The sequence below is a fragment of the Synechococcus sp. MU1611 genome (assembly GCF_020514255.1).
Taxonomy (GTDB): domain Bacteria; phylum Cyanobacteriota; class Cyanobacteriia; order PCC-6307; family Cyanobiaceae; genus Parasynechococcus.
Genome location: NZ_VTLC01000001.1, coordinates 1 through 20,622 on the forward strand (window position 1 = coordinate 1; position 20,622 = coordinate 20,622).

Genomic DNA, 20,622 nt, shown 5'->3' on the forward strand with positions numbered 1-20,622 from the left:
CTTCCAGCCCCAGCGGGACGGGGCGTTGGCCGAGCCGGGGGGGGTGCTGTTGGTTTGGCAGCAGCCTTGGGCTTGCTCACCAGTTCCGGTTTGGCCGCTGGCGGTTTGCTCACCAGTTCCGGTTTGGTCGCTGGCGGTTTGCTGACGGGCTGGGGTTTTGAGGCTGCTCGCGGCGCGGGTGAGGCTGCAGGCCGAGGCACGGGCTTTGAAGCCGTGGGTCGCGAAGGAGCTGCCGGCGGTTTTTGAGGGGCAGAAGGCCGTGCCGGGGGCGCCGACGCTTTTGCGGGGGCCGGCGTGGGCTTGCTGATGATCGGTTTCGGCGTTGTGGCTGCCGGTGGTTTCGGGGGTGCTTGCGGCGTGGGAGCCACCTGAGGCTTGGCTGCCACAGGCTTGCTCACGGCCGGTGTGGGCTTGCTTGGTGCGGCAGGGGCTGCCTTTTTCACCGACAGGATCGCTTTCCCTGGTGCGGGCTTGGCAGGCGCAGCAGCAGCGGGCTTCGCACCGTTCCCGCCCTTGACGAGGAGTGAACGAATCTTGCCGGCTTCAGCGTCGCTGATCGAGCTGCTGTGGCTCTTCGCAGCGATCGACAGCTTTTCAGCCGCGTCCAACACGTCCTTGTTCTCAAGGCCGAGGTCCTTGGACAGCTCGTAAATTCTGACTTTGCCGCTGCTGGTCATTCAGTTCGGGTCTCCGATCGGTCCGGGCATGGAATGCCGCGGTGGCCACTCACACAGTGGGGCCAATGTTCAGTCTGCCTCAGCGGATTCACCAGGGGTCTGGATAAGCCGCTGTTTCAACACCGCAAGCACTGTTTCGGGCACCTGACAACGCAGGGCTTTCTGTAGGCGTTTGCGACGGGTTGCCTCCTCAAGGCAGTTTTCCTCGGGACAGAGATAGGCCGATCGGCCCATCCCTGCATCGAGGAGAACTCCGTCCTGATGGTCGCGGATCACCCTCCAGAGTTGGCGGCGATCCAAGAGCTGGCGGCAGGCCACGCAGCGACGCAGGACGGGGCGCTCACTCACCGGACCTGCTCCTGGTCGGCATCGGCGTCCACCTCAGCCTCAGCCTCCGTGGCATCAGCTTCTGGCTCAGCGTCGATTTCAGCGTCGGCTTCAACCGCAGCGGGCTCCTCTTCCGTGAATTCCTGCTCGGCCTGCTCTTCGCCGTACTCCTCCTCGTCCTCGGGCAGCGGGTACAGCTCCCGCAGGCGTGCATCTTCTTCTGCCCGAGCAGCCTGTTCGGCGGCCAGGCGTTCCTCAGCTTGTTGCTGGAGGGCCTCCTCTTCCTCGCGCTGGGAGATCAACTCAGCCACCACGGCATCCTCAGCTTCCTGGTCGTACTCCGTGGAGTTCTTGATGTCGATCTTCCAGCCGGTGAGTCGGGCGGCCAGGCGCACGTTCTGGCCTTCACGGCCGATGGCCAGGCTCAACTGATCGGGGGGAACCAGCACGTGGGCATGCTGCCCCATCGGATCAACGAGGCGCACCATGTCCACCCTGGCTGGGCTGAGGGAATTGGCGATGTACTGACCTGGATCCTGAGACCAGCGGATGACGTCGATTTTTTCGCCACGCAGTTCGTTCACCACCTGCTGAATGCGGGAGCCGCGTGCTCCGATGCAGGCACCGACGGGATCGACTTCACGCTCGATACTGTCGACGGCCACCTTGGTGCGGGGTCCCACCGAACGGGAGGGTGGATTGGCCTCGCGGGCCACGGCCACGATCCGTACGGATCCCTCCTGAATTTCGGGAACTTCGTTCTCAAATAGGTAGACCACCAAACCGGCATTGGAGCGGCTGACGAAAAGCTGTGGTCCCCGCCGGGGAACTTCGCTGACCTCTTTGAGGAACACCTTGAAGGTGGCGTTGGCGCGGTAGTTGTCGTTGGGCAGCTGATCGCGACGGGGGAGTTCCGCCTCGACTTCCGGACGCCCCAGGCCTGAGCTGACCGCCATGATCACTGACTGGCGCTCGAAGCGGATCACCCGTGCGGTCAGCACCGGATCCTCCAGATCGGCGAACTCCTCCTGGATCATGCGGCGCTGTTGATCCCGCAGTTTCTGGGCCAGCACCTGTTTGGTGGTGGCGGCGGCCATCCGGCCGAAATCCTCCTTCTCCGGGGTGACATCCAGCACCACCGTGTCGCCCACCTGGGCATCATCAGCCACCTGCATCACCTCGGCAATGGCGATCTGGTGGTCTTCGCTTTCCACCTCATCAACAATGATTTTGCTGGCGAGAACCCGGTATCCCTCCTCTTCCAGGTCAAGGCCGACGTCGAAGTTGCTGAAGTACTCCTCATCAAAGGGGTCTTCGCTGATCCCAAGGTAAAGGGTGCGCCGGTAGCGCTCGTAGCCCTTCAGTAGGGCCTCCCGCAGGGCTGCTTCCACAACCTGAGGTGGCAGCTTCTTCTCTTCACTGATGTCGTCGATCAGATTGGTGAGACCTGGAAGAAGAACGAGAGCCATCGCGTTGGTTTAAGGGAAGGGTTGAGCGGTTGGAGGGGGGTGAACGCTGGGTTCAGCTGCCTGGACTGGTGAGGCGGACACCGATCACGCAATCGCGGGGAATCCGTTTAACTCGCCCGCGAATGTTGATCTGCAGCGTGTCGGCGTCGCGTTCAAGCAAGAGGCCTTCAAGGCGTTGCTCGGTCTCGCCCTTGTCGCGGTGATGGACCTCGATGGGAAAGCCGCGGAAGGTCTGAAAATCGCGATCGCTGGACAGCTGCTCGCCGATTCCGGGACTGCTGATCTCCAGAACATACGCGTCAGTGAGCAGGGTGGAGGCCTCAAGGGCATCCCCAAGCACTCCGCTGAAACCCGCGCAGTCGTCGAGGCTCACATCCGCTCCACTGCTGTGGCGGATCTGCACTTCCAGGGTCATCGGGCTCATATGAGTGAGCAGCTGGATGCCGCAAAGGTCAAAGCCTTTGCGGGCGGCCAGGTCGGTGGCCAGCGTTTCGAGATCCGGAAGCAGAGGATGAGGCAACGCGAACTGAGGGCGGACGTCGGTCCGACGTGCATTTCAGTTGTGACCGATCTCCGCAGGGAGATGCCCGTCGGACACACCTTCAATGTAGGGGACTGCCCGCCATCCGTCAGGTGTTGCCCAGATCGATGGGCGGTGCATCGGGGAAAGCGTCACCAGCCTGTTCGGTGCCGCGACCTTCGGAATCCTGATTGATGCAGATGCGCTGACGGTCCGGATCAGTCACGTACTGACAGACGCGACTCCAAAGTTTGCTGCGGCTGCCCTGGGGGCCATTGCTGAACTGCACAATGTCCGCTCGTCCTGGGGAGGATTCGATGAAGACCTGGCAGAGCTGACATCGTTGTGAATCAGCGGATTTGCTCAAGGCTGAAGATCACAAATTGGCCCGAAGCTAGGCAGAAGGTTGAAGAGCCGCAGTGCGATCAGTGGCAGCCCTGTACGGAAATGGGGTAGCTGAATCGAGTGGCTTGCGGGTCGGTGTTGGCCCCGATCCGGAAATTCACCTGGCTGATGCTCTTGCCTGAGACCTGCTGGAAGGGCCCAAACATGCGGCCGGTGCCCACTGGGGGCTGCAGTTGTTCATCGGCCACCTTGCTGTTGCTTCCATCGCTGAATTTGAGGAAGGCCTGAATGGGATAACTGCTGGGGTCGCTGGAATCGGCGGTGAAAAACAGCTTGAAACTGCGGTAGGGCTGATCCACCACGAAATCGGTGTTCCAGTTGGTGCGGCCGACGGCTTTACCGATCAGCCCTTTGGGACGCTCCACCTTTTTTTTCACAATGGGCTCGCCGCCGCCCACCGGAGTCAGAAAGGTGCGGCGGCACTGGCCTGCATCGGAATGAGCAGCAGGCCTAGGACAGGCAGGACAGCGATGGACCGCATGGAGAACCAGATCAATTGGGTGTGATGGGAGTCAGGGGAGGACCCTCTTCGAACCGCTCAAGCAAAACCTGAACAGGAATCTGGGTGCCGAAGCGACAGGCATTGGTTTCGCTGGCCGCCAGGCTGCCGTGCTCCCAGAACTTGTTGCTGCCGGTGCCCCCACCACAGAGCCCGAAGTACTCGCAGCCCTTGTGGCAGGTGTCGACACCGCTGCTCATGTCAGCCAGGAGGCGACGGAACTGATCGGTTTTGGTGGACTCCACCAACGACAGATCACGCAGGTTGCCGAGGTTGAAGGTGCCGTAGCGGTCGCTGGCCACTGACAGCAGCTCGGGGTCGAACGTGGAGAAATTCCCATCCGAATCAACGCTGAGAATCGAGAACGGGCGATTGAGTTCGTTCTGGGTCATCCGTTCGTTGCCTTGAATCAGGCTGATCACCTGCTCGAATTCCCGCAGCACGACGGGATGACCGTCTTGCTCGCTAAGGCGCCAGAAAGCTCGGAGGAAGTCGCGATACTTCTCCTCCATGACTGAGCCTTGCATCGAGGAGCTGGTGTGAATGCCCTCCTGTTCCTCAACGTTGAAGCCCACATCGGTGATGCCGTTGTCCCGGAAGAAGCGATACATCCGCTCCGGTTGCTCCATGGCATCAGCGGTGACCACCGAGATGCAGTGGAAGGGCACATCGTTGCGGTGCAGGGCTTCAATCCCTTTCATCGCCATGGCGTGGGAGCCACGTCCATTGCGGAAGCGCCGGTGGGCGTCGTGGATGTCCTCTGGGCCATCCACACTGATCCCCACCACGATGCGGTTGCGCCGGAAGCAGTCGCACCACGCATCGTTGATCAACGTTGCGTTGGTCTGAACGTGCTGGGTGAAGTCCAGCCCCTGGGCGTTGAACTGCTCGAGGCTGCGATGCAGGATCGCCGTTGCCTCGTCGTACCAACTGGTGGGCAGGGTGAGCGGTTCCCCGGCATGCCATACAAGTCCGAACTCCGGCCCGGCATAGGGGCTTTCCAGAATCCGCTGGATCAACAGAGGCAGTAGATCGAGGTCGAAAACCCGCTTCTTCTGCCGATCGGGCAGATAGCAGTAAGAACAATCGAGGTTGCACAGCGATGTCGACTGCACAACCACGAGGCCGATGGGCCCGAACCGGTTGAGGTCGGGCCTGACATTGGAAGAGACGTTTGGGGAAGAAACAATCACCAGTTCACGAATCCGCCGCCACCGTTCTTCCAGCCACCGCCACCGTTGCGCCAGCCACCTCCGTATCCACCGTTGCCCCAGGTGTTGCGGCTATTGCCCCACTTGTTGCCGCTCTTTCCATTGCCCCACTTGCCTTTTCCACGGCTGTTGCCGAACTTTTTGCCCTTGCCGTTTTTCCATTTGCTCTTGGCAACAAGCTCACCTTCGATTTCGGGATCCTTGAGCAGGCTGCCCCAGTCGGTGTTCCGAACCGCTTCGATTCGGGCTTCGATGCTGTTGGCTTTGGCCTGACCGTTGAGTTGCTCAGGCGCGCTGTAGCTGGAGCTGGCTTGGGCGGTTTGGCACAGCACGGCACTGGAGGCCAGCAGTGCTTGAAAGGCAATAAGAGAACGCTTCATGGCTGTTAATGGATAAAGAAGGAAAGCAATCGAGGAGCAGTCAGATTCCCGGTGTCGCTGGGGTGTTGATTTCTGCTGTGACGCTGAGGATCAAGCCGTACAAGGAGCGGATTGACTCTTGGCTCAGGCCCACATCGCTGCCGGGACCAATCCAACGGTTGATCATGCGGCGCGTTCCGGCATCACCATCCATGTAGGCCTGCATCATCTGTCCCAACGCGATGTTGGTGGACGAGAGCAGCTTGCCGTTGTCCTGCTTGATGATGCAGCTGATGCCCGAGCGGCCGTAGGGGCGGAAGGGCAGTAGAGCCGTTTTGTCGATTCGGCTGTTGGCGGCCAACCAGAGGGTTCCCCCACCGAGGATCGGAACGTCACCCGTGTAAAAGGCATCCAACGCTTCCTTGGGGGTGTCGAAGTTTTTCAGTGTGGCGCCGGGCACCACGCTCTTCAGGACCTTGGCGGAGGCGGTGTCCTTGACCACGCCGATGGTTTCTCCTGCCAACGAGTCAGGGGTTCCATCGATGGTGGTATCTCTGGCCATCAGCAGCCGTGTACCACCGACGCCGAAGGGAAGGCTGTAATTGACCTGAGTGGAGCGGCCCCAGGTGAAGGCCACACCACAGGCGATGTCGGCCTTGCCGGTGATGACGGCACCAATGCCGTCATTGACGGAAGACGCGACTCGGTAAGTCACGTTGCGGCGGTTGGCCTGAATCCGGATCTGTTCGAGAACATCAACCCCGAGGCCTTCGTAGCCGGTGCCGGTTTTTTGATACAGCGGCTTGACTTCCTCAAAAATCACCGCCTTAAGCGTTGTGCTTTCCGCGGAGGCTTGTGGAGTCAGGGCAACTGGGCCAGCCAGGGCAAGCAGCGCTGCCGCTGGAGCCAGAAATGCACGCATGCGAAAACTGCGTTTGCTTGATTCCTAGCTGGATTTTTTAGGCTTGTCCCCCGATTGGAATGGGCGTTGTGAGATTGCGATCGATCGGGACCAACGCCCGCTTCCCCTGCTGGATCCGATAAAAAGAAGTCAATTCGTCGGTCCTGGTGTTGCGGTACGCCCTGCGTCAACTGTTGGTAGTGCTGGTGGCAGTGGCCTGCTTTGTCGGTGATGGAGCGTCCGTGCAGGCTCTAGAGCACAGCTTTGTAGCCGATGCCGTTCAGCGGGTGGCCCCGGCTGTAGTTCGGATCGATACCGAGCGCACCATTGAACGGCAGCCGTTTGATCCCACGCTTCTCGATCCGTTGCTGCGGGATCTGCTGGGGGACCCGCCTGCGGGTCCGGGGCGGGAACGTGGTCAAGGCTCCGGTGTGGTGATTGATCCCCAGGGGCTTGTGCTCACCAACGCTCATGTGGTGGATCGGGTGGAGTCCGTCAGCGTCACACTGGCCAACGGGGATCAACGCGATGGCCGGGTGGTGGGCACCGATGCCGTGACGGATCTGGCCCTGGTGCGTCTTGAGGGTGATCAATTGCCGCCGCGGGCTCCCCTGGGTGACTCCGAAGCCATGCAAGTGGGCGATTGGGCGATCGCCCTCGGCACTCCATTTGGACTGGAACGCACGGTGACCCTAGGAATTGTCAGCAGCCTGCATCGCAACATCAACAGTCTTGGTTTTGCTGACAAACGGCTTGAACTGATTCAGACCGACGCCGCCATCAACCCCGGTAATTCCGGCGGTCCCTTGGTGAACGGTGATGGCCAAGTGATTGGGATTAATACCTTGGTGCGTTCTGGCCCTGGGGCTGGCCTTGGTTTTGCCATCCCGATCAACCTGGCCCGCAGGGTGGCCGATCAGCTGCAGCAGCAGGGTGAGGTGGTGCATCCCTATATCGGCCTTCAATTGGTCGCTCTCACGCCCCGGATCGCGCGCGAGCACAACAAGGATCCCAATGCCCTTGTGCAGCTGCCGGAACGCAGCGGTGCTCTAGTTCAAGCCGTGCTTCCCGATGGCCCGGCCGAAAAAGCGGGCCTGCGCCGCGGTGATCTTTTGATCACTGCTGATGATCGCGACATCCCCGATCCTCAGGTGCTTCTGGAAGTGGTGGATGCTGCTGCCATCAATGCTCCACTGCCCTTGAAGGTGCTGCGGGCGGGTCGCGAGTTGACCCTCTCGGTCAAACCTGAGCCCCTGCCTGGAATGGCTTGAAACCCTTGCTACGGTCGCGCCCAAAGGACGAGACCTGATGGCTGATCTTCAGACCCAGATGAAGCAGGCAGTGGCCGATGCCGCTGTTGAACAGATCAAAGACGGCATGGTGCTGGGTCTGGGATCTGGGTCGACTGCCGCACTAATGATTCAAGGCCTGGGCGCCAAGCTCGCCAGCGGCGAACTCAAAGACATCGTGGGTGTAACTACATCTTTTCAGGGGGAGGTGCTGGCCGCAGAGCTGAACATCCCTCTGCTCAGCCTCAATGCCGTCAACCGTATTGATCTGGCCATAGACGGTGCTGATGAAGTCGATCCTGGCTTCCAGTTGATCAAGGGCGGTGGTGCTTGCCATGTACAGGAAAAACTCGTAGCTGCACGGGCCGATCGTTTTGTGGTGGTGGTGGATTCCACGAAACTTGTGGATCGTCTCAACCTCAGTTTTCTGCTGCCTGTCGAAGTTCTTCCGGGCGCCTGGCGCCAGGTGAAGCAGCAGCTGGAAGCCCTGGGGGGTACTGCTGAACTGCGGATGGCCCAGCGCAAGGCCGGCCCCGTGGTCACGGATCAGGGCAATTTGGTGTTGGACGCCAAGCTCAATGGAGGCATCACCGATCCGGTGGCCCTGGAGCAGACCATCAACAACATCCCAGGAGTGCTGGAAAACGGATTGTTCGTCAACATCACCGATGAGGTGTTGGTGGGCGAGATCGCTGATGGCGTGGCGGGGGTCCGCAGCCTGGAGAAGCGCCTCAGCTGAGGCGCCGTCGCACCGATTCGGCGTGGCTGTGCAGGCCTTCACTGGTGGCCAGCTCCTGCACAGCTGAACCTGTTGCTTCCAGAGCAGCCCGGTTGAATCCGATCAGTGAGGTGTGGCGCATGAAGGTTTCAACGCTCAGCGCTCCACTGAAACGCGCGGCTCCACAGGTGGGCAGGGTGTGGTTCGGACCTGCTAGGTAATCCCCAACGGCTTCCGGAGACCAGGGGCCCAGGAAAATGGCTCCAGCGTTCTGGATTCGATCTGCCAGAGGTTCGGGACGTTCGACCAGGAGCTCTAGATGTTCCGGAGCGAAGCTGTCGCTCAGGCGGGCACAGCTCTCGAGGTCGTCGCACACCACCACCAGCCCCCAGTCCCGCAGTGCGGCTTCGCATATCTCGCGACGGGGGTGGTTGGTGAGCTGCTCGGCGACCGCGGCGTTGATCACGTCGGCCAGAGCATGGTCGGTGGTGATCAGCACCGCCGCCGCCAGAGGATCGTGCTCAGCCTGCGCCAGCAGATCCGCAGCCACCTGATCCGGCTGTGCGGAGTGGTCGGCAATCACCAGCACCTCGCTTGGACCTGCCAGGGAATCGATGGCGACCTGGCCGTAAACCGCTTGTTTCGCAAGAGTGACGTACAGGTTGCCTGGGCCGCTGATCACATCCACTTTGGGCACGCTTTCACTGCCGTAGGCCATGGCGGCAATGGCTTGGGCGCCCCCGAGGCGGAACACCGTCTTCACGCCGGCGAGGTGCGCCGCTGCCAGCACCACAGGGTTGACCTTGCCATCCCGGCCGGCGGGGGAACAGATCACCAGCTCTTTCACCCCAGCGACACGGGCTGGTACTGCATTCATCAGCACCGTGCTGGGGTAGGCCGCGCGTCCGCCGGGCACGTAAAGACCCGCCCGCTGCACCGGTCTCCAGCGCCGGCCGAGCTGCTCGCCATGGGGGCCTGTTACCGCTAGGTCGGCGGGACGTTGGCGTTGGTGGAAATCAGTGATGCGGCGATGGGCCAGCTCCAGAGCATCACGCAGGTTGGTCGGCAGCGTGGTCCAGGCCTGTTCGAGCGCTTCCTGGGGAACCGCCATCGGCAAAGGCCGAAAGCCATCGAATCGTTCTGTGAAGTCTGCGATTGCCGCATCACCGCGGTCGCACACCGCTGCAAGAATCGCGTCGACCCGCTGTCTGGCCTCGCTTTGCTGGGTCTGAGCCGTGCGGCTTGATAAGCGCTGTAGTTCTGTCTGGGCCTGTTCCGGATCCCGCACGATGCGCAGGGGAGCGACGGCCGGTTGGCTCACAGACAAAGGTAAGAGTGGAATATGTAGTCAAGTTAGGACTCGACAACACTGGGAAGCGGTCCTGTCACGGAGTAGGCTGCTGGATTGTTCGCAACGTTGAAGCCTCAGTGGCCAATAACAAGTCAGCCAAGAAGCGGATTGAGATTGCTGAGCGCAACCGTCTGCGCAATCGCACCTACAAGTCGTCCCTGCGCACGTTGATGAAGCGTTGCTTCACCGCCTGTGACGCTTACAGCGCAACGCCTGGCGACGAATCCAAGACCACGGTGCAGAGCTCGATGCGAGCCGCCTTCAGCAAGATCGACAAGGCGGTGAAGGTCGGTGTCCTCCACCGCAACAATGGCGCCAACCAGAAGTCCCGTCTCAGTGCGGCGGTGCGCAAGGTGCTCGAGCCCGCCAGCTGATTCGGTTTCAACCGGCAGAATGGGCCGAAAGCGCGTTTCGGCCCAGCTGTGTCTCCCCTCCCGACGCTGATCGACAGTCACTGTCACATCGTCTTTCGCAATTTTGACGAGGACCTCGATGAGGTGGCCACACGCTGGCGCGAGGCCGGGGTCGGCGCCTTGTTGCATGCCTGCGTCGAGCCCTCCGAAATCCCCGCGATCCGGGCATTGGCTGATCGGTTTCCCGAAATGCGGTATTCCGTCGGCGTCCATCCTTTGGACACTCAACATTGGGCTGATGACACGGTGGCGGTGCTGCGTCGGGCTGCCCTGGAGGATGACCGGGTGGTCGCGATCGGTGAGCTCGGGCTTGATCTCTTCCGCGAGAAGAACCTTGAGGATCAGCTTGCTGTGCTGCGTCCGCAGCTTGATCTGGCGGTGGAGCTGAACCTGCCAGTGATCATTCACTGCCGTGATGCCGCAGAGCCGATGCTGGTTGAACTTCGGGCCCGTCAGGCGGAGGGTCGTTGTCCCGTGGGGGTCATGCATTGCTGGGGCGGCACTCCCGATGAAATGCAGCAGTTCCTGGAGCTCGGGATGTATATCAGCTTCAGTGGCACCGTGACCTTCCCCAAAGCTGAGCCCACCCACGACTGCGCCCGTCAGGTGCCTGAAGATCGGTTTTTGGTGGAAACCGATTGCCCCTTCTTGGCTCCCGTGCCTCGTCGCGGCAAGCGAAATGAGCCGGCCTTTGTGGCCTCTGTCGCGACGCGTGTGGCTGAGCTGCGGGGTGTGGATCTCGAGAGCGTGGCTTGCAGCAGCACCGCCAACGCCCGACGTTTGTTTGGACTCCCTTAACTGCTCTTCCAAGAGTGTCGACTCCATATGTAAGATGTTGTATTGGCCTGGCCATGCGTGGGATTCGTTCTTGTGCGTGGTGCCTGAAGCGTCCATTTCCTTCCGGTGCACTTGTCGTCGTCAGCTGATCTGACCCGCGATTTCTGAACAGCAGCAGCGGCTCTGTCGGTTCCTTCCTGGAAACCGTCGGTGCCGCTGTTGTGGCGAATCGTCCTGTCGGGTGAGCTTTTGCCGCCAACCCAGTCCTGCCCAGTCCCTTCGTCCTCTCTGCCGGTCCCCGCATGAGCAGCAGCGCGATTCAGGTCGCCAAGACCGCCACCTACCTCCCTGATCTGGTGGAGGTGCAGCGGGCCAGCTTTAAGTGGTTTTTGGATCAAGGTCTGATTGAGGAGCTGGAAAGCTTCTCTCCGATCACGGATTACACCGGCAAGCTGGAGCTGCACTTCATTGGTAGCGAGTACCGCCTAAAGCGCCCCCGCCACGATGTTGAAGAGGCGAAGCGTCGCGATGCGACCTTTGCTTCGCAGATGTATGTCACCTGCCGTCTGGTCAATAAGGAGACCGGTGAGATCAAAGAGCAGGAGGTCTTTATCGGCGAATTGCCGCTGATGACCGAGCGAGGCACGTTCATCATCAACGGTGCTGAGCGCGTGATCGTGAATCAGATCGTGCGGAGCCCCGGTGTCTATTTCAAGGATGAAATGGACAAGAACGGTCGGCGCACATACAACGCCAGCGTCATCCCTAACCGGGGTGCCTGGCTGAAGTTTGAGACCGACAAGAACGACTTGCTGCACGTCCGTGTGGACAAGACCCGCAAGATCAATGCGCACGTGCTCATGCGTGCCATGGGGCTGTCCGACAACGACGTGCTCGACAAGCTGCGTCATCCCGAGTTCTATAAAAAGTCGATCGATGCCGCTAATGACGAGGGCATCAGTTCGGAAGACCAGGCACTGCTCGAGCTTTACAAGAAACTTCGTCCGGGTGAACCCCCCTCGGTGAGCGGCGGTCAGCAGCTGCTGCAGACCCGTTTCTTTGATCCAAAGCGTTACGACCTCGGGAGGGTTGGTCGCTACAAGATCAACAAAAAGCTGCGCCTCACCATCCCCGACACGGTGCGCACCCTCACCCATGAGGACGTGCTTTCCACCCTTGATTACTTGATCAACCTGGAGCTGGATGTTGGCGGAGCCACCCTCGATGACATTGATCATCTCGGCAACCGCCGGGTGCGTTCCGTCGGTGAACTGCTGCAAAACCAGGTTCGGGTAGGTCTCAACCGCCTGGAGCGGATCATCAAGGAACGGATGACCGTCGGTGAAACCGATGCGCTGACTCCAGCGCAGTTGGTGAATCCCAAGCCTCTGGTGGCGGCGATCAAGGAGTTCTTTGGCTCCAGCCAGCTGAGCCAGTTCATGGATCAGACCAACCCCCTGGCTGAGCTGACCCACAAGCGCCGTATCTCGGCCCTGGGACCTGGAGGTCTCACCCGTGAGCGTGCTGGCTTTGCCGTCCGCGATATTCACCCCTCCCACTACGGCCGCCTCTGTCCGATTGAGACGCCGGAAGGTCCCAATGCCGGTCTGATCAACTCCCTGGCGACCCATGCCAGGGTCAACGAATACGGCTTCATCGAAACCCCGTTCTGGAAGGTGGAGAACGGTGTCGTCATCAAGGAAGGTGACCCGATCTATTTGTCCGCGGACCGTGAAGACGAAGTGCGCGTTGCCCCAGGTGACGTGGCCACCGAGGGCGACGGTCGGATCACGGCGGATCTGATTCCTGTGCGTTATCGCCAGGATTTTGAGAAGGTCCCCCCCGAGCAGGTCGACTACGTCGCCCTATCGCCGGTTCAGGTGATCTCCGTGGCAACGTCCCTGATCCCCTTCCTGGAGCACGATGACGCCAACCGGGCCCTGATGGGCTCCAACATGCAGCGTCAGGCTGTGCCGCTGCTGCGCCCCGAGCGTGCTCTGGTGGGCACCGGTCTCGAGACCCAGGTGGCCCGCGACTCCGGCATGGTGCCGATCTCCCGGGTGAATGGCACCGTCACTTATGTTGATGCCAACGCCATCGTTGTTCAGGACGAGGACGGTAATGAGCACACCCACTTCTTGCAGAAGTACCAGCGCTCCAACCAGGACACCTGTCTGAACCAGCGTCCGATCGTCCGATGTGGCGATCCCGTGATCGTCGGCCAGGTGATGGCGGATGGCTCGGCCTGTGAAGGTGGTGAGATCGCCCTCGGACAGAACGTTCTGATCGCTTACATGCCTTGGGAGGGCTACAACTATGAGGACGCGCTGCTGGTCAGCGAACGTCTGGTTACCGACGACCTCTACACCTCGGTGCATATCGAGAAGTACGAGATCGAAGCGCGGCAGACCAAGCTCGGTCCCGAGGAGATCACCCGAGAGATTCCCAACGTCGCTGAGGAAAGCCTCGGCAACCTCGACGAGATGGGCATCATTCGCGTGGGTGCTTTCGTCGAAAGCGGCGACATCCTGGTGGGCAAGGTGACGCCCAAGGGCGAATCCGATCAGCCGCCGGAGGAGAAGCTGCTCCGCGCGATCTTCGGTGAAAAGGCTCGCGATGTTCGCGATAACTCCCTGCGCGTGCCTGGCACCGAGCGCGGCCGCGTTGTGGATGTGCGCATCTACACCCGTGAACAGGGTGATGAGCTGCCGCCTGGCGCCAACATGGTGGTCAGGGTTTATGTGGCTCAGCGCCGCAAGATCCAGGTCGGCGACAAGATGGCCGGCCGCCATGGCAATAAGGGCATCATCAGCCGCATCCTTCCCCGGGAGGACATGCCTTATCTCCCCGACGGCACCCCTGTCGACATCGTGCTCAACCCCCTGGGTGTGCCGAGCCGGATGAATGTCGGTCAGGTGTTTGAGCTGCTGATGGGTTGGGCTGCGTCCAACTTGGACTGCCGCGTACGCATCGTTCCCTTCGATGAGATGTATGGGGCTGAAAAGTCTCAGCAGACTGTGGAGACCTTCCTCAAGGAAGCCGCCAAGCAGCCCGGCAAGGGTTGGGTGTACGACCCTGCAGATCCTGGCAAGCTCCAGCTGCGTGATGGGCGCACTGGACTGCCCTTCGACCAGCCCGTGGCCGTGGGCTATTCCCACTTCCTCAAGCTGGTCCACCTGGTGGACGACAAGATCCACGCTCGTTCCACTGGCCCCTACTCCCTGGTCACCCAGCAGCCTCTGGGTGGTAAGGCACAGCAAGGCGGTCAGCGTCTTGGTGAGATGGAAGTTTGGGCACTTGAGGCCTATGGCGCCGCTTACACCCTGCAGGAACTGCTCACGGTCAAGTCCGATGACATGCAGGGCCGCAACGAGGCCCTCAACGCAATCGTCAAGGGCAAGCCGATCCCCCGTCCAGGTACGCCGGAATCCTTCAAGGTGCTGATGCGTGAGCTTCAGTCTCTTGGTCTGGACATCGCCGTCTATACCGATGAAGGCAAGGAAGTGGATCTGATGCAGGACGTGAACCCGCGTCGTAGCACCCCCAGCAGGCCCACCTACGAATCCCTCGGCGTCGCGGATTACGACGAGGACTGACGGATCAACGAACGAACCGATTCCCCGCTCCTTCTTCCATAACCGTCAATGACCAACAGCAATCTCCGCACCGAGAACCACTTCGATTACGTCAAGATCACCCTCGCCTCACCCGACCGGGTGATGGAGTGGGGACAGCGCACCCTGCCCAACGGCCAGGTTGTCGGTGAGGTCACCAAGCCGGAGACCATCAACTACCGCACCCTCAAGCCTGAGATGGACGGGCTGTTCTGCGAAAAGATCTTTGGCCCTTCCAAAGACTGGGAGTGCCACTGCGGTAAGTACAAGCGGGTGCGTCACCGGGGCATCGTTTGTGAGCGCTGCGGTGTGGAGGTCACTGAGAGCCGCGTGCGTCGTCACCGCATGGGCTTTATCAAGCTGGCGGCTCCTGTCTCCCACGTCTGGTATCTGAAGGGGATTCCCAGCTACGTGGCCATCCTGCTGGACATGCCCCTGCGGGATGTTGAGCAGATCGTCTACTTCAACTGCTATGTGGTGCTGGATCCCGGCGATCACAAGGATCTGAAGTACAAGCAGCTGCTGACCGAAGACGAGTGGCTGGAAATTGAAGACGAGATCTACGCCGAAGACTCCGAGATCGAGAACGAGCCGGTGGTGGGCATCGGTGCCGAGGCTCTCAAGCAACTACTCGAAGATCTCACCCTCGATGAGGTTGCTGAGCAGCTGCGTGAGGAGATCAATGGCAGCAAGGGCCAGAAGCGCGCCAAGTTGATCAAGCGTCTGCGCGTGATCGACAACTTCATCGCTACCAGTGCCCGTCCTGAGTGGATGGTGCTGGATGTGATTCCAGTGATTCCGCCTGACCTGCGCCCGATGGTGCAGCTCGATGGTGGACGCTTTGCCACCAGTGATCTCAACGATCTCTACCGGCGGGTAATTAACCGCAACAACCGCCTGGCTCGGTTGCAGGAAATACTGGCTCCCGAAATCATCGTCCGCAACGAAAAGCGGATGTTGCAGGAGGCCGTCGATGCTCTTATCGACAACGGCCGTCGCGGGCGCACCGTTGTGGGTGCCAACAACCGGCCGCTCAAGTCATTGAGCGACATCATCGAAGGTAAGCAGGGCCGCTTCCGTCAGAACCTGTTGGGTAAGCGGGTCGACTACTCCGGTCGTTCCGTGATCGTGGTGGGTCCCAAGCTCAAGATGCACCAGTGCGGTCTCCCAAAGGAGATGGCGATTGAGCTGTTCCAGCCGTTCGTCATCCACCGCCTGATCCGCCAGAACATCGTCAACAACATCAAGGCGGCCAAAAAGCTGATTCAGCGTGCCGATGATGAAGTGATGCAGGTGTTGCAGGAGGTGATCGATGGTCACCCGATCCTGTTGAACCGGGCTCCAACCCTGCACCGTCTCGGTATTCAGGCCTTCGAACCCAAGTTGGTGGATGGACGTGCCATCCAGCTCCATCCCCTGGTCTGCCCAGCCTTTAACGCTGACTTTGACGGCGACCAGATGGCTGTTCACGTCCCCCTGGCCATCGAGGCTCAGACCGAAGCCCGCATGCTGATGCTGGCCAGCAACAACATCCTTTCGCCTGCAACAGGCGAGCCGATCATCACTCCGTCTCAGGACATGGTGTTGGGCTCTTACTACCTGACGGCGCTTCAGCCCGATGCGACCAAGCCAGAGTTCGGAGACCGCAGCTGCACCTTTGCGGGCCTGGAGGATGTCATCCACGCCTTCGAGGACACTCGCGTCGGTCTTCACGATTGGGTTTGGGTTCGCTTCAACGGCGAGGTCCAAGACGATGACGAGCTGGATGCACCCATCAAGAGCGAATCACTCAGTGACGGCACCCGCATTGAACAGTGGAGCTTCCGCCGCGACCGTTTCGATGAAGACGGTGCCCTGATTAGTCGCTACATCCTCACCACCGTGGGCCGCGTGGTGATGAATCACACGATCATCGACGCGGTGGCCGCCGGCTGAATCAAAACAGACGCCCTTTCCTCCCTTTCCTGATCTGCGCGCAGCCATGACCTCTTCCTCGAAATCCCGCAAGTCCAAATCCAGCAAAGCCTCCAAAGCCTCCAAGGCCGCCAAGGAGGCTCCTGTGAGCGCATCCCGTCCGCTCTCGAAGACCCCGCCCCCGTTCCGCAACCAGGTCATCGACAAGCGGGCCCTTAAACAGCTCGTTGCCTGGTCCTACAAGAACCACGGCACGGCGGTGACCTCGTCCATGGCCGACAACCTCAAGGATCTCGGCTTTAAGTACGCCACTCAAGCTGCCGTCTCGATCTCCGTCGACGACCTGAAGGTGCCCGAGGCGAAAAAGGATCTGCTGGGCCAGGCCGAGGAACAGATCACGGCCACCGAAGAGCGTTACCGCTTGGGTGAAATCACCGAGGTCGAGCGTCACACCAAGGTGATCGACACCTGGACCGAGACCAACGAGCGTCTGGTCGATGCCGTCAAAAAGAACTTTGACGAGAACGCACCGCTCAACTCGGTGTGGATGATGGCCAACTCCGGCGCGCGGGGAAACATGTCCCAGGTGCGTCAGCTGGTGGGCATGCGCGGTCTGATGGCCAACCCGCAGGGCGAAATTATTGACCTTCCGATCCGCACCAACTTCCGTGAGGGTCTGACGGTTACCGAATACGTCATCTCCTCTTACGGCGCCCGTAAGGGTCTGGTGGATACAGCGCTGCGTACCGCTGACTCCGGCTACCTCACCCGTCGATTGGTTGACGTTGCCCAGGATGTGATCGTCCGTGAGGACGACTGCGGAACCACCCGCCACATCGTGGTGGAGGCCGAGAATGGCAAGTTCCGCAGCCGGCTTGTGGGTCGCCTGACCGCCGCCCAGGTGGTGAATGCGGATGGCGAGGTGCTTGCTGAGCGCGACACCGAAATCGATCCGCTTCTGTCCAAAGCCTTTGAGGCAGCTGGGGTGAACGCGGTGAGTGTGCGCTCGCCGCTCACCTGCGAAGCCAACCGTTCTGTCTGCCGCAAGTGTTACGGCTGGGCACTGGCCCACAACGAACTGGTGGATCTGGGTGAAGCCGTCGGCATCATCGCTGCCCAGTCGATCGGTGAGCCTGGAACCCAGCTCACCATGCGGACCTTCCACACCGGTGGTGTGTCCACGGCTGAAACCGGTGTGGTTCGCTCCAAAGCTGCGGGCACCGTTGAGTTCGGCAGCAAGGCGCGGGTGCGCCCGTACCGCACGCCCCATGGTGTGAACGCTCAACAGGCTGAGGTTGACTTCAATCTCACGATCAAGCCTTCCGGGAAAGGAAAGGCGCAGAAGATCGAGATCACCAACGGCTCCCTGCTGTTCGTCGATAACGGTGCCGAGATTGATGCCGACGTGACGGTGGCTCAGATCGCTGCTGGTGCGGTCAAGAAGAGTGTTGAGAAGGCCACCAAGGATGTGATCTGCGATCTGGCCGGCCAGGTCCGCTACGAGGAGGCGATTCAGCCCCGCGAAGTCACCGACCGCCAGGGCAATATCACCCTGAAGGCTCAGCGCCTCGGCCGGATGTGGGTGCTTTCGGGCGATGTTTATAACTTGCCGCCCAACGCACAGCCCGTCGTTGGTGGTGAGACCCAAGTCACCGAGGGTCAGGTTCTGGCTGAGGCAAGCCAGCGCAGTGAGTATGGCGGTGAAGTGCGCCTGCGCGATTCCATCGGTGATTCCCGCGAGGTGCAGATCGTCACCACGGCGATGACCCTCAAGGACTTCAAGCTGCTTGAGGAGTCCACCCACTCCGGTGAGATCTGGAATCTCGAGGCCAAGGATGGCACCCGATATCGCCTCAACACCATCCCCGGCAGCAAGATCGGTTCCGGTGAGGTCATTGCCGAACTGGCGGATGATCGCTTCCGTACCGGCACCGGTGGCCTGGTGAAGTTCGCACCCGGTCTGGCGATCAAAAAGGCCCGTTCCGCCAAGAACGGCTACGAAGTCAACAAGGGCGGCACCCTGCTGTGGATCCCCCAGGAAACCCACGAGATCAACAAGGACATTTCCCTGTTGATGATCACCGATGGTCAGTGGATCGAGGCCGGCACCGAGGTTGTCAAAGACATCTTCAGTCAGACCGCCGGCATCGTCACTGTTACCCAGAAGAACGACATCCTGCGCGAAATCATCGTCCGCAGTGGTGAGTTCCACCTCTGCACAGATGCCAAGGCGTTGGAGCGTTTCGAGGGCGATGGCCAGATGGTCAACCCAGGCGAGGACGTCGCCAAAGGGCTGTCCGTTGATGCCATGAAGTATGTGCAGACGGTCGAGACCCCTGAAGGAAAAGGCCTGCTGCTGCGTCCGGTTGAGGAATACACCATCCCCAATGAGGCCCAGCTGCCTGAGCTGTCTCATGTGAAGCAGGCCAATGGCCCTCACCTCGGAATCAAGGCCACCCAGCGTCTGGCCTTCAAGGACAACGAACTGGTCAAGTCAGTCGAGGGTGTGGAGCTGCTGAAGACGCAGCTGCTTCTGGAGACCTTCGATACCACCCCTCAGATGACGGTGGATGTGGAGAAGGCTCCCGACAAGCGTGCCAAGACCATTTCCCGTCTGCGACTCGTGATCTTGGAGTCGATCCTTGTGCGTCGCGACACCATGTCTGACTCCAGCCACGGTTCGACCCACACCGAGCTGCAGGTTGAGGACGGTATCTCCGTCAAGGCTGGCGATGTTGTTGCCACCACTCAAATCCTTTGCAAACAGGCTGGCCTGGCGCAGTTGCCAGAAGCGACGGAAGCCGACCCGGTGCGTCGGATGATCGTCGAGCGCCCCGAAGACACCACCACCCTCAGCACCTCCGGCAAGCCGGTGGTGAGCGTCGGTCAGCGGATTGTCGACGGCGACCCTCTCGCTGATGGGGAAACTGCCAGCTGCTGTGGTGAGATCGAGGCTGTTTCCGGTAACAGCGTCACCCTGCGTCTGGGACGCCCCTACATGGTGTCGCCGGACTCCCTCCTGCACGTGCGCGATGGCGACCTGGTGCAACGGGGTGATGGTCTGGCCCTGCTGGTGTTTGAGCGGCAGAAGACGGGTGACATCGTTCAGGGTCTGCCCCGAATCGAAGAATTGCTGGAGGCCCGTCGCCCCCGCGAATCCGCGATTCTCTGCAAGAAACCCGGAACCGTTGAGATCAAGCAGGGTGAAGACGACGATTCCCTCGTCGTCAATGTGATCGAATCCGATGATGCCATCGCTGAATATCCGATCCTGCTTGGCCGCAACATCATGGTGAGCGATGGTCAGCAGGTCACAGCTGCTGAACTGCTGACGGATGGCCCGATCAACCCGCACGAGCTTCTCGAGTGCTACTTCGAGGATCTGCGCAGCCGTAAGCCTCTGATGGAGGCCGCACAGGAGGCGATCGCTAATCTGCAGCACCGGTTGGTGACTGAGGTTCAGAACGTTTACAAGTCTCAGGGCGTGTCGATCGACGACAAGCACATCGAAGTGATTGTGCGTCAGATGACCAGCAAGGTGCGGGTGGAGGATGCCGGTGACACCACCCTGTTGCCGGGTGAATTGATCGAACTGCGTCAGGTGGAGGACACCAACCAGGCAATGGCGATCACGGGCGGTGCTCCCGCCGAATTCACGCCGGTTCTGCTGGGTATCACCAAGGCGTCGCTCAACACCGACAGCTTCATCTCCGCCGCCTCCTTCCAGGAGACGACACGGGTCCTGACGGAAGCCGCCATCGAAGGCAAGAGCGACTGGCTGCGCGGTCTCAAGGAGAACGTGATCATCGGTCGCTTGATCCCTGCCGGTACAGGCTTCAGTGGTTTCGAAGAGGAGCTGCAGAAAGAGGCTGGTCCCCACCCCGATATCCTGTCGGAGGACCCCGCTGGTTACCGCCGCATGCAGAACCTGCGTCCCGACTACACCGTTGATATGCCTCCTGCGGCGAGTGCCACTGCTGTTCTGGATGACCCCAGCGATGCCGACCTTGAGGCCACCCGCACCCGCCACAACATCGACCCCTCGGCGAGCAATTTCGCCGCGTTCACCCGTCCGGACGCCGACAATGAGCTGAAGGAAGAGCAGGTGGTTGATGCTGAAGCCGTTGAAGGTCTTCAGGAGGAAGGCCTGCTCTCTGACGAATGAGCTCCGCTCAATT

At 60.6% G+C, this 20,622-nt stretch carries 17 protein-coding genes; 7 read left to right on the forward strand and 10 right to left on the reverse strand.

Translation table 11 applies throughout. The features are described 5' to 3' along the window. The 9 genes from FZZ92_RS00005 to grrP form a co-directional block, all read right to left on the reverse strand. The coding region (locus tag FZZ92_RS00005) for a translation initiation factor IF-2 N-terminal domain-containing protein (protein ID WP_226422282.1) at positions 1–677 on the reverse strand (677 nt) is incomplete at its 3' end. 69 nt (positions 678–746) lie between these two features. Continuing rightward, positions 747–1,025: a YlxR family protein gene (locus tag FZZ92_RS00010; protein ID WP_115022254.1), complete on the reverse strand. Its 279-nt coding sequence runs from the start codon at positions 1,023–1,025 to the stop codon at positions 747–749. Next, entirely contained in the window at positions 1,022–2,473 is a 1,452-nt protein-coding gene (gene nusA, locus FZZ92_RS00015) for a transcription termination factor NusA (RefSeq protein WP_226422283.1), read from the reverse strand. The genes FZZ92_RS00010 and nusA overlap by 4 nt, the downstream gene beginning before the upstream one ends. Positions 2,474–2,525: 52 nt before the next feature. Next, positions 2,526–2,993: a ribosome maturation factor RimP gene (gene rimP / locus FZZ92_RS00020; RefSeq protein ID WP_226398667.1), complete on the reverse strand. Its 468-nt coding sequence runs from the start codon at positions 2,991–2,993 to the stop codon at positions 2,526–2,528. 109 nt (positions 2,994–3,102) lie between these two features. Beyond that, complete coding sequence (locus FZZ92_RS00025; protein WP_226398668.1) at positions 3,103–3,360, reverse strand: hypothetical protein; 258 nt, start codon at positions 3,358–3,360, stop codon at positions 3,103–3,105. A 58-nt stretch (positions 3,361–3,418) separates the two neighbouring features. Then, positions 3,419–3,796 (reverse strand): hypothetical protein, encoded by a 378-nt coding sequence (locus FZZ92_RS00030; protein WP_370631213.1) that lies wholly within the window; start codon positions 3,794–3,796, stop codon positions 3,419–3,421. A gap of 94 nt (positions 3,797–3,890) precedes the next feature. Next, entirely contained in the window at positions 3,891–5,090 is a 1,200-nt protein-coding gene (grrM, locus tag FZZ92_RS00035) for a cyclophane-forming radical SAM/SPASM peptide maturase GrrM/OscB (RefSeq protein ID WP_226409680.1), read from the reverse strand. Continuing rightward, the gene (grrA, locus tag FZZ92_RS00040) at positions 5,087–5,488 is read right to left on the reverse strand and encodes a GrrA/OscA1 family cyclophane-containing rSAM-modified RiPP (RefSeq protein WP_186570486.1); all 402 of its coding nucleotides are present in this window, start codon (positions 5,486–5,488) and stop codon (positions 5,087–5,089) included. The genes grrM and grrA overlap by 4 nt, the downstream gene beginning before the upstream one ends. Positions 5,489–5,528: 40 nt before the next feature. Beyond that, positions 5,529–6,389 carry an extracellular substrate binding-like orphan protein GrrP gene (grrP, locus tag FZZ92_RS00045; RefSeq protein ID WP_226422284.1) on the reverse strand — a complete coding sequence of 287 codons (861 nt, stop codon included), beginning with the start codon at positions 6,387–6,389 and terminating at the stop codon, positions 5,529–5,531. A 179-nt stretch (positions 6,390–6,568) separates the two neighbouring features. Here grrP and FZZ92_RS00050 point away from each other — a divergent pair, with 179 nt between their 5' ends. Further along, a complete protein-coding gene (locus tag FZZ92_RS00050; protein WP_170952089.1) occupies positions 6,569–7,639 on the forward strand; it encodes a trypsin-like peptidase domain-containing protein in 1,071 nt (356 codons plus the stop codon). Between the two features lie 37 nt (positions 7,640–7,676). Then, positions 7,677–8,396, forward strand: coding sequence for a ribose-5-phosphate isomerase RpiA (gene rpiA / locus FZZ92_RS00055; protein WP_226398672.1), 720 nt, complete (start codon positions 7,677–7,679; stop codon positions 8,394–8,396). Here rpiA and hisD read toward each other — a convergent pair. Next, positions 8,389–9,696: a histidinol dehydrogenase gene (gene hisD / locus FZZ92_RS00060; RefSeq protein WP_226422664.1), complete on the reverse strand. Its 1,308-nt coding sequence runs from the start codon at positions 9,694–9,696 to the stop codon at positions 8,389–8,391. The two genes, rpiA and hisD, sit on opposite strands and share 8 nt — an antisense overlap. Positions 9,697–9,803: 107 nt before the next feature. Between hisD and rpsT the strand changes: the two genes are divergently transcribed. The 5 genes from rpsT (at position 9,804) to FZZ92_RS00085 (ending at position 20,609) form a co-directional block, all read left to right on the forward strand. After that, positions 9,804–10,100, forward strand: coding sequence for a 30S ribosomal protein S20 (gene rpsT, locus FZZ92_RS00065; RefSeq protein WP_226422285.1), 297 nt, complete (start codon positions 9,804–9,806; stop codon positions 10,098–10,100). Between the two features lie 48 nt (positions 10,101–10,148). Further along, positions 10,149–10,937: a TatD family hydrolase gene (locus FZZ92_RS00070; protein WP_226422286.1), complete on the forward strand. Its 789-nt coding sequence runs from the start codon at positions 10,149–10,151 to the stop codon at positions 10,935–10,937. Positions 10,938–11,218: 281 nt separating this feature from the next. Further along, on the forward strand, positions 11,219–14,512 hold the full coding sequence (rpoB, locus tag FZZ92_RS00075) for a DNA-directed RNA polymerase subunit beta (RefSeq protein ID WP_226422287.1): 3,294 nt from the start codon (positions 11,219–11,221) through the stop codon (positions 14,510–14,512). Positions 14,513–14,560: 48 nt separating this feature from the next. After that, positions 14,561–16,465 carry a DNA-directed RNA polymerase subunit gamma gene (locus FZZ92_RS00080; RefSeq protein ID WP_115022232.1) on the forward strand — a complete coding sequence of 635 codons (1,905 nt, stop codon included), beginning with the start codon at positions 14,561–14,563 and terminating at the stop codon, positions 16,463–16,465. Between the two features lie 46 nt (positions 16,466–16,511). Next, on the forward strand, positions 16,512–20,609 hold the full coding sequence (locus FZZ92_RS00085; protein ID WP_226422288.1) for a DNA-directed RNA polymerase subunit beta': 4,098 nt from the start codon (positions 16,512–16,514) through the stop codon (positions 20,607–20,609). Positions 20,610–20,622 lie beyond the last annotated feature (13 nt).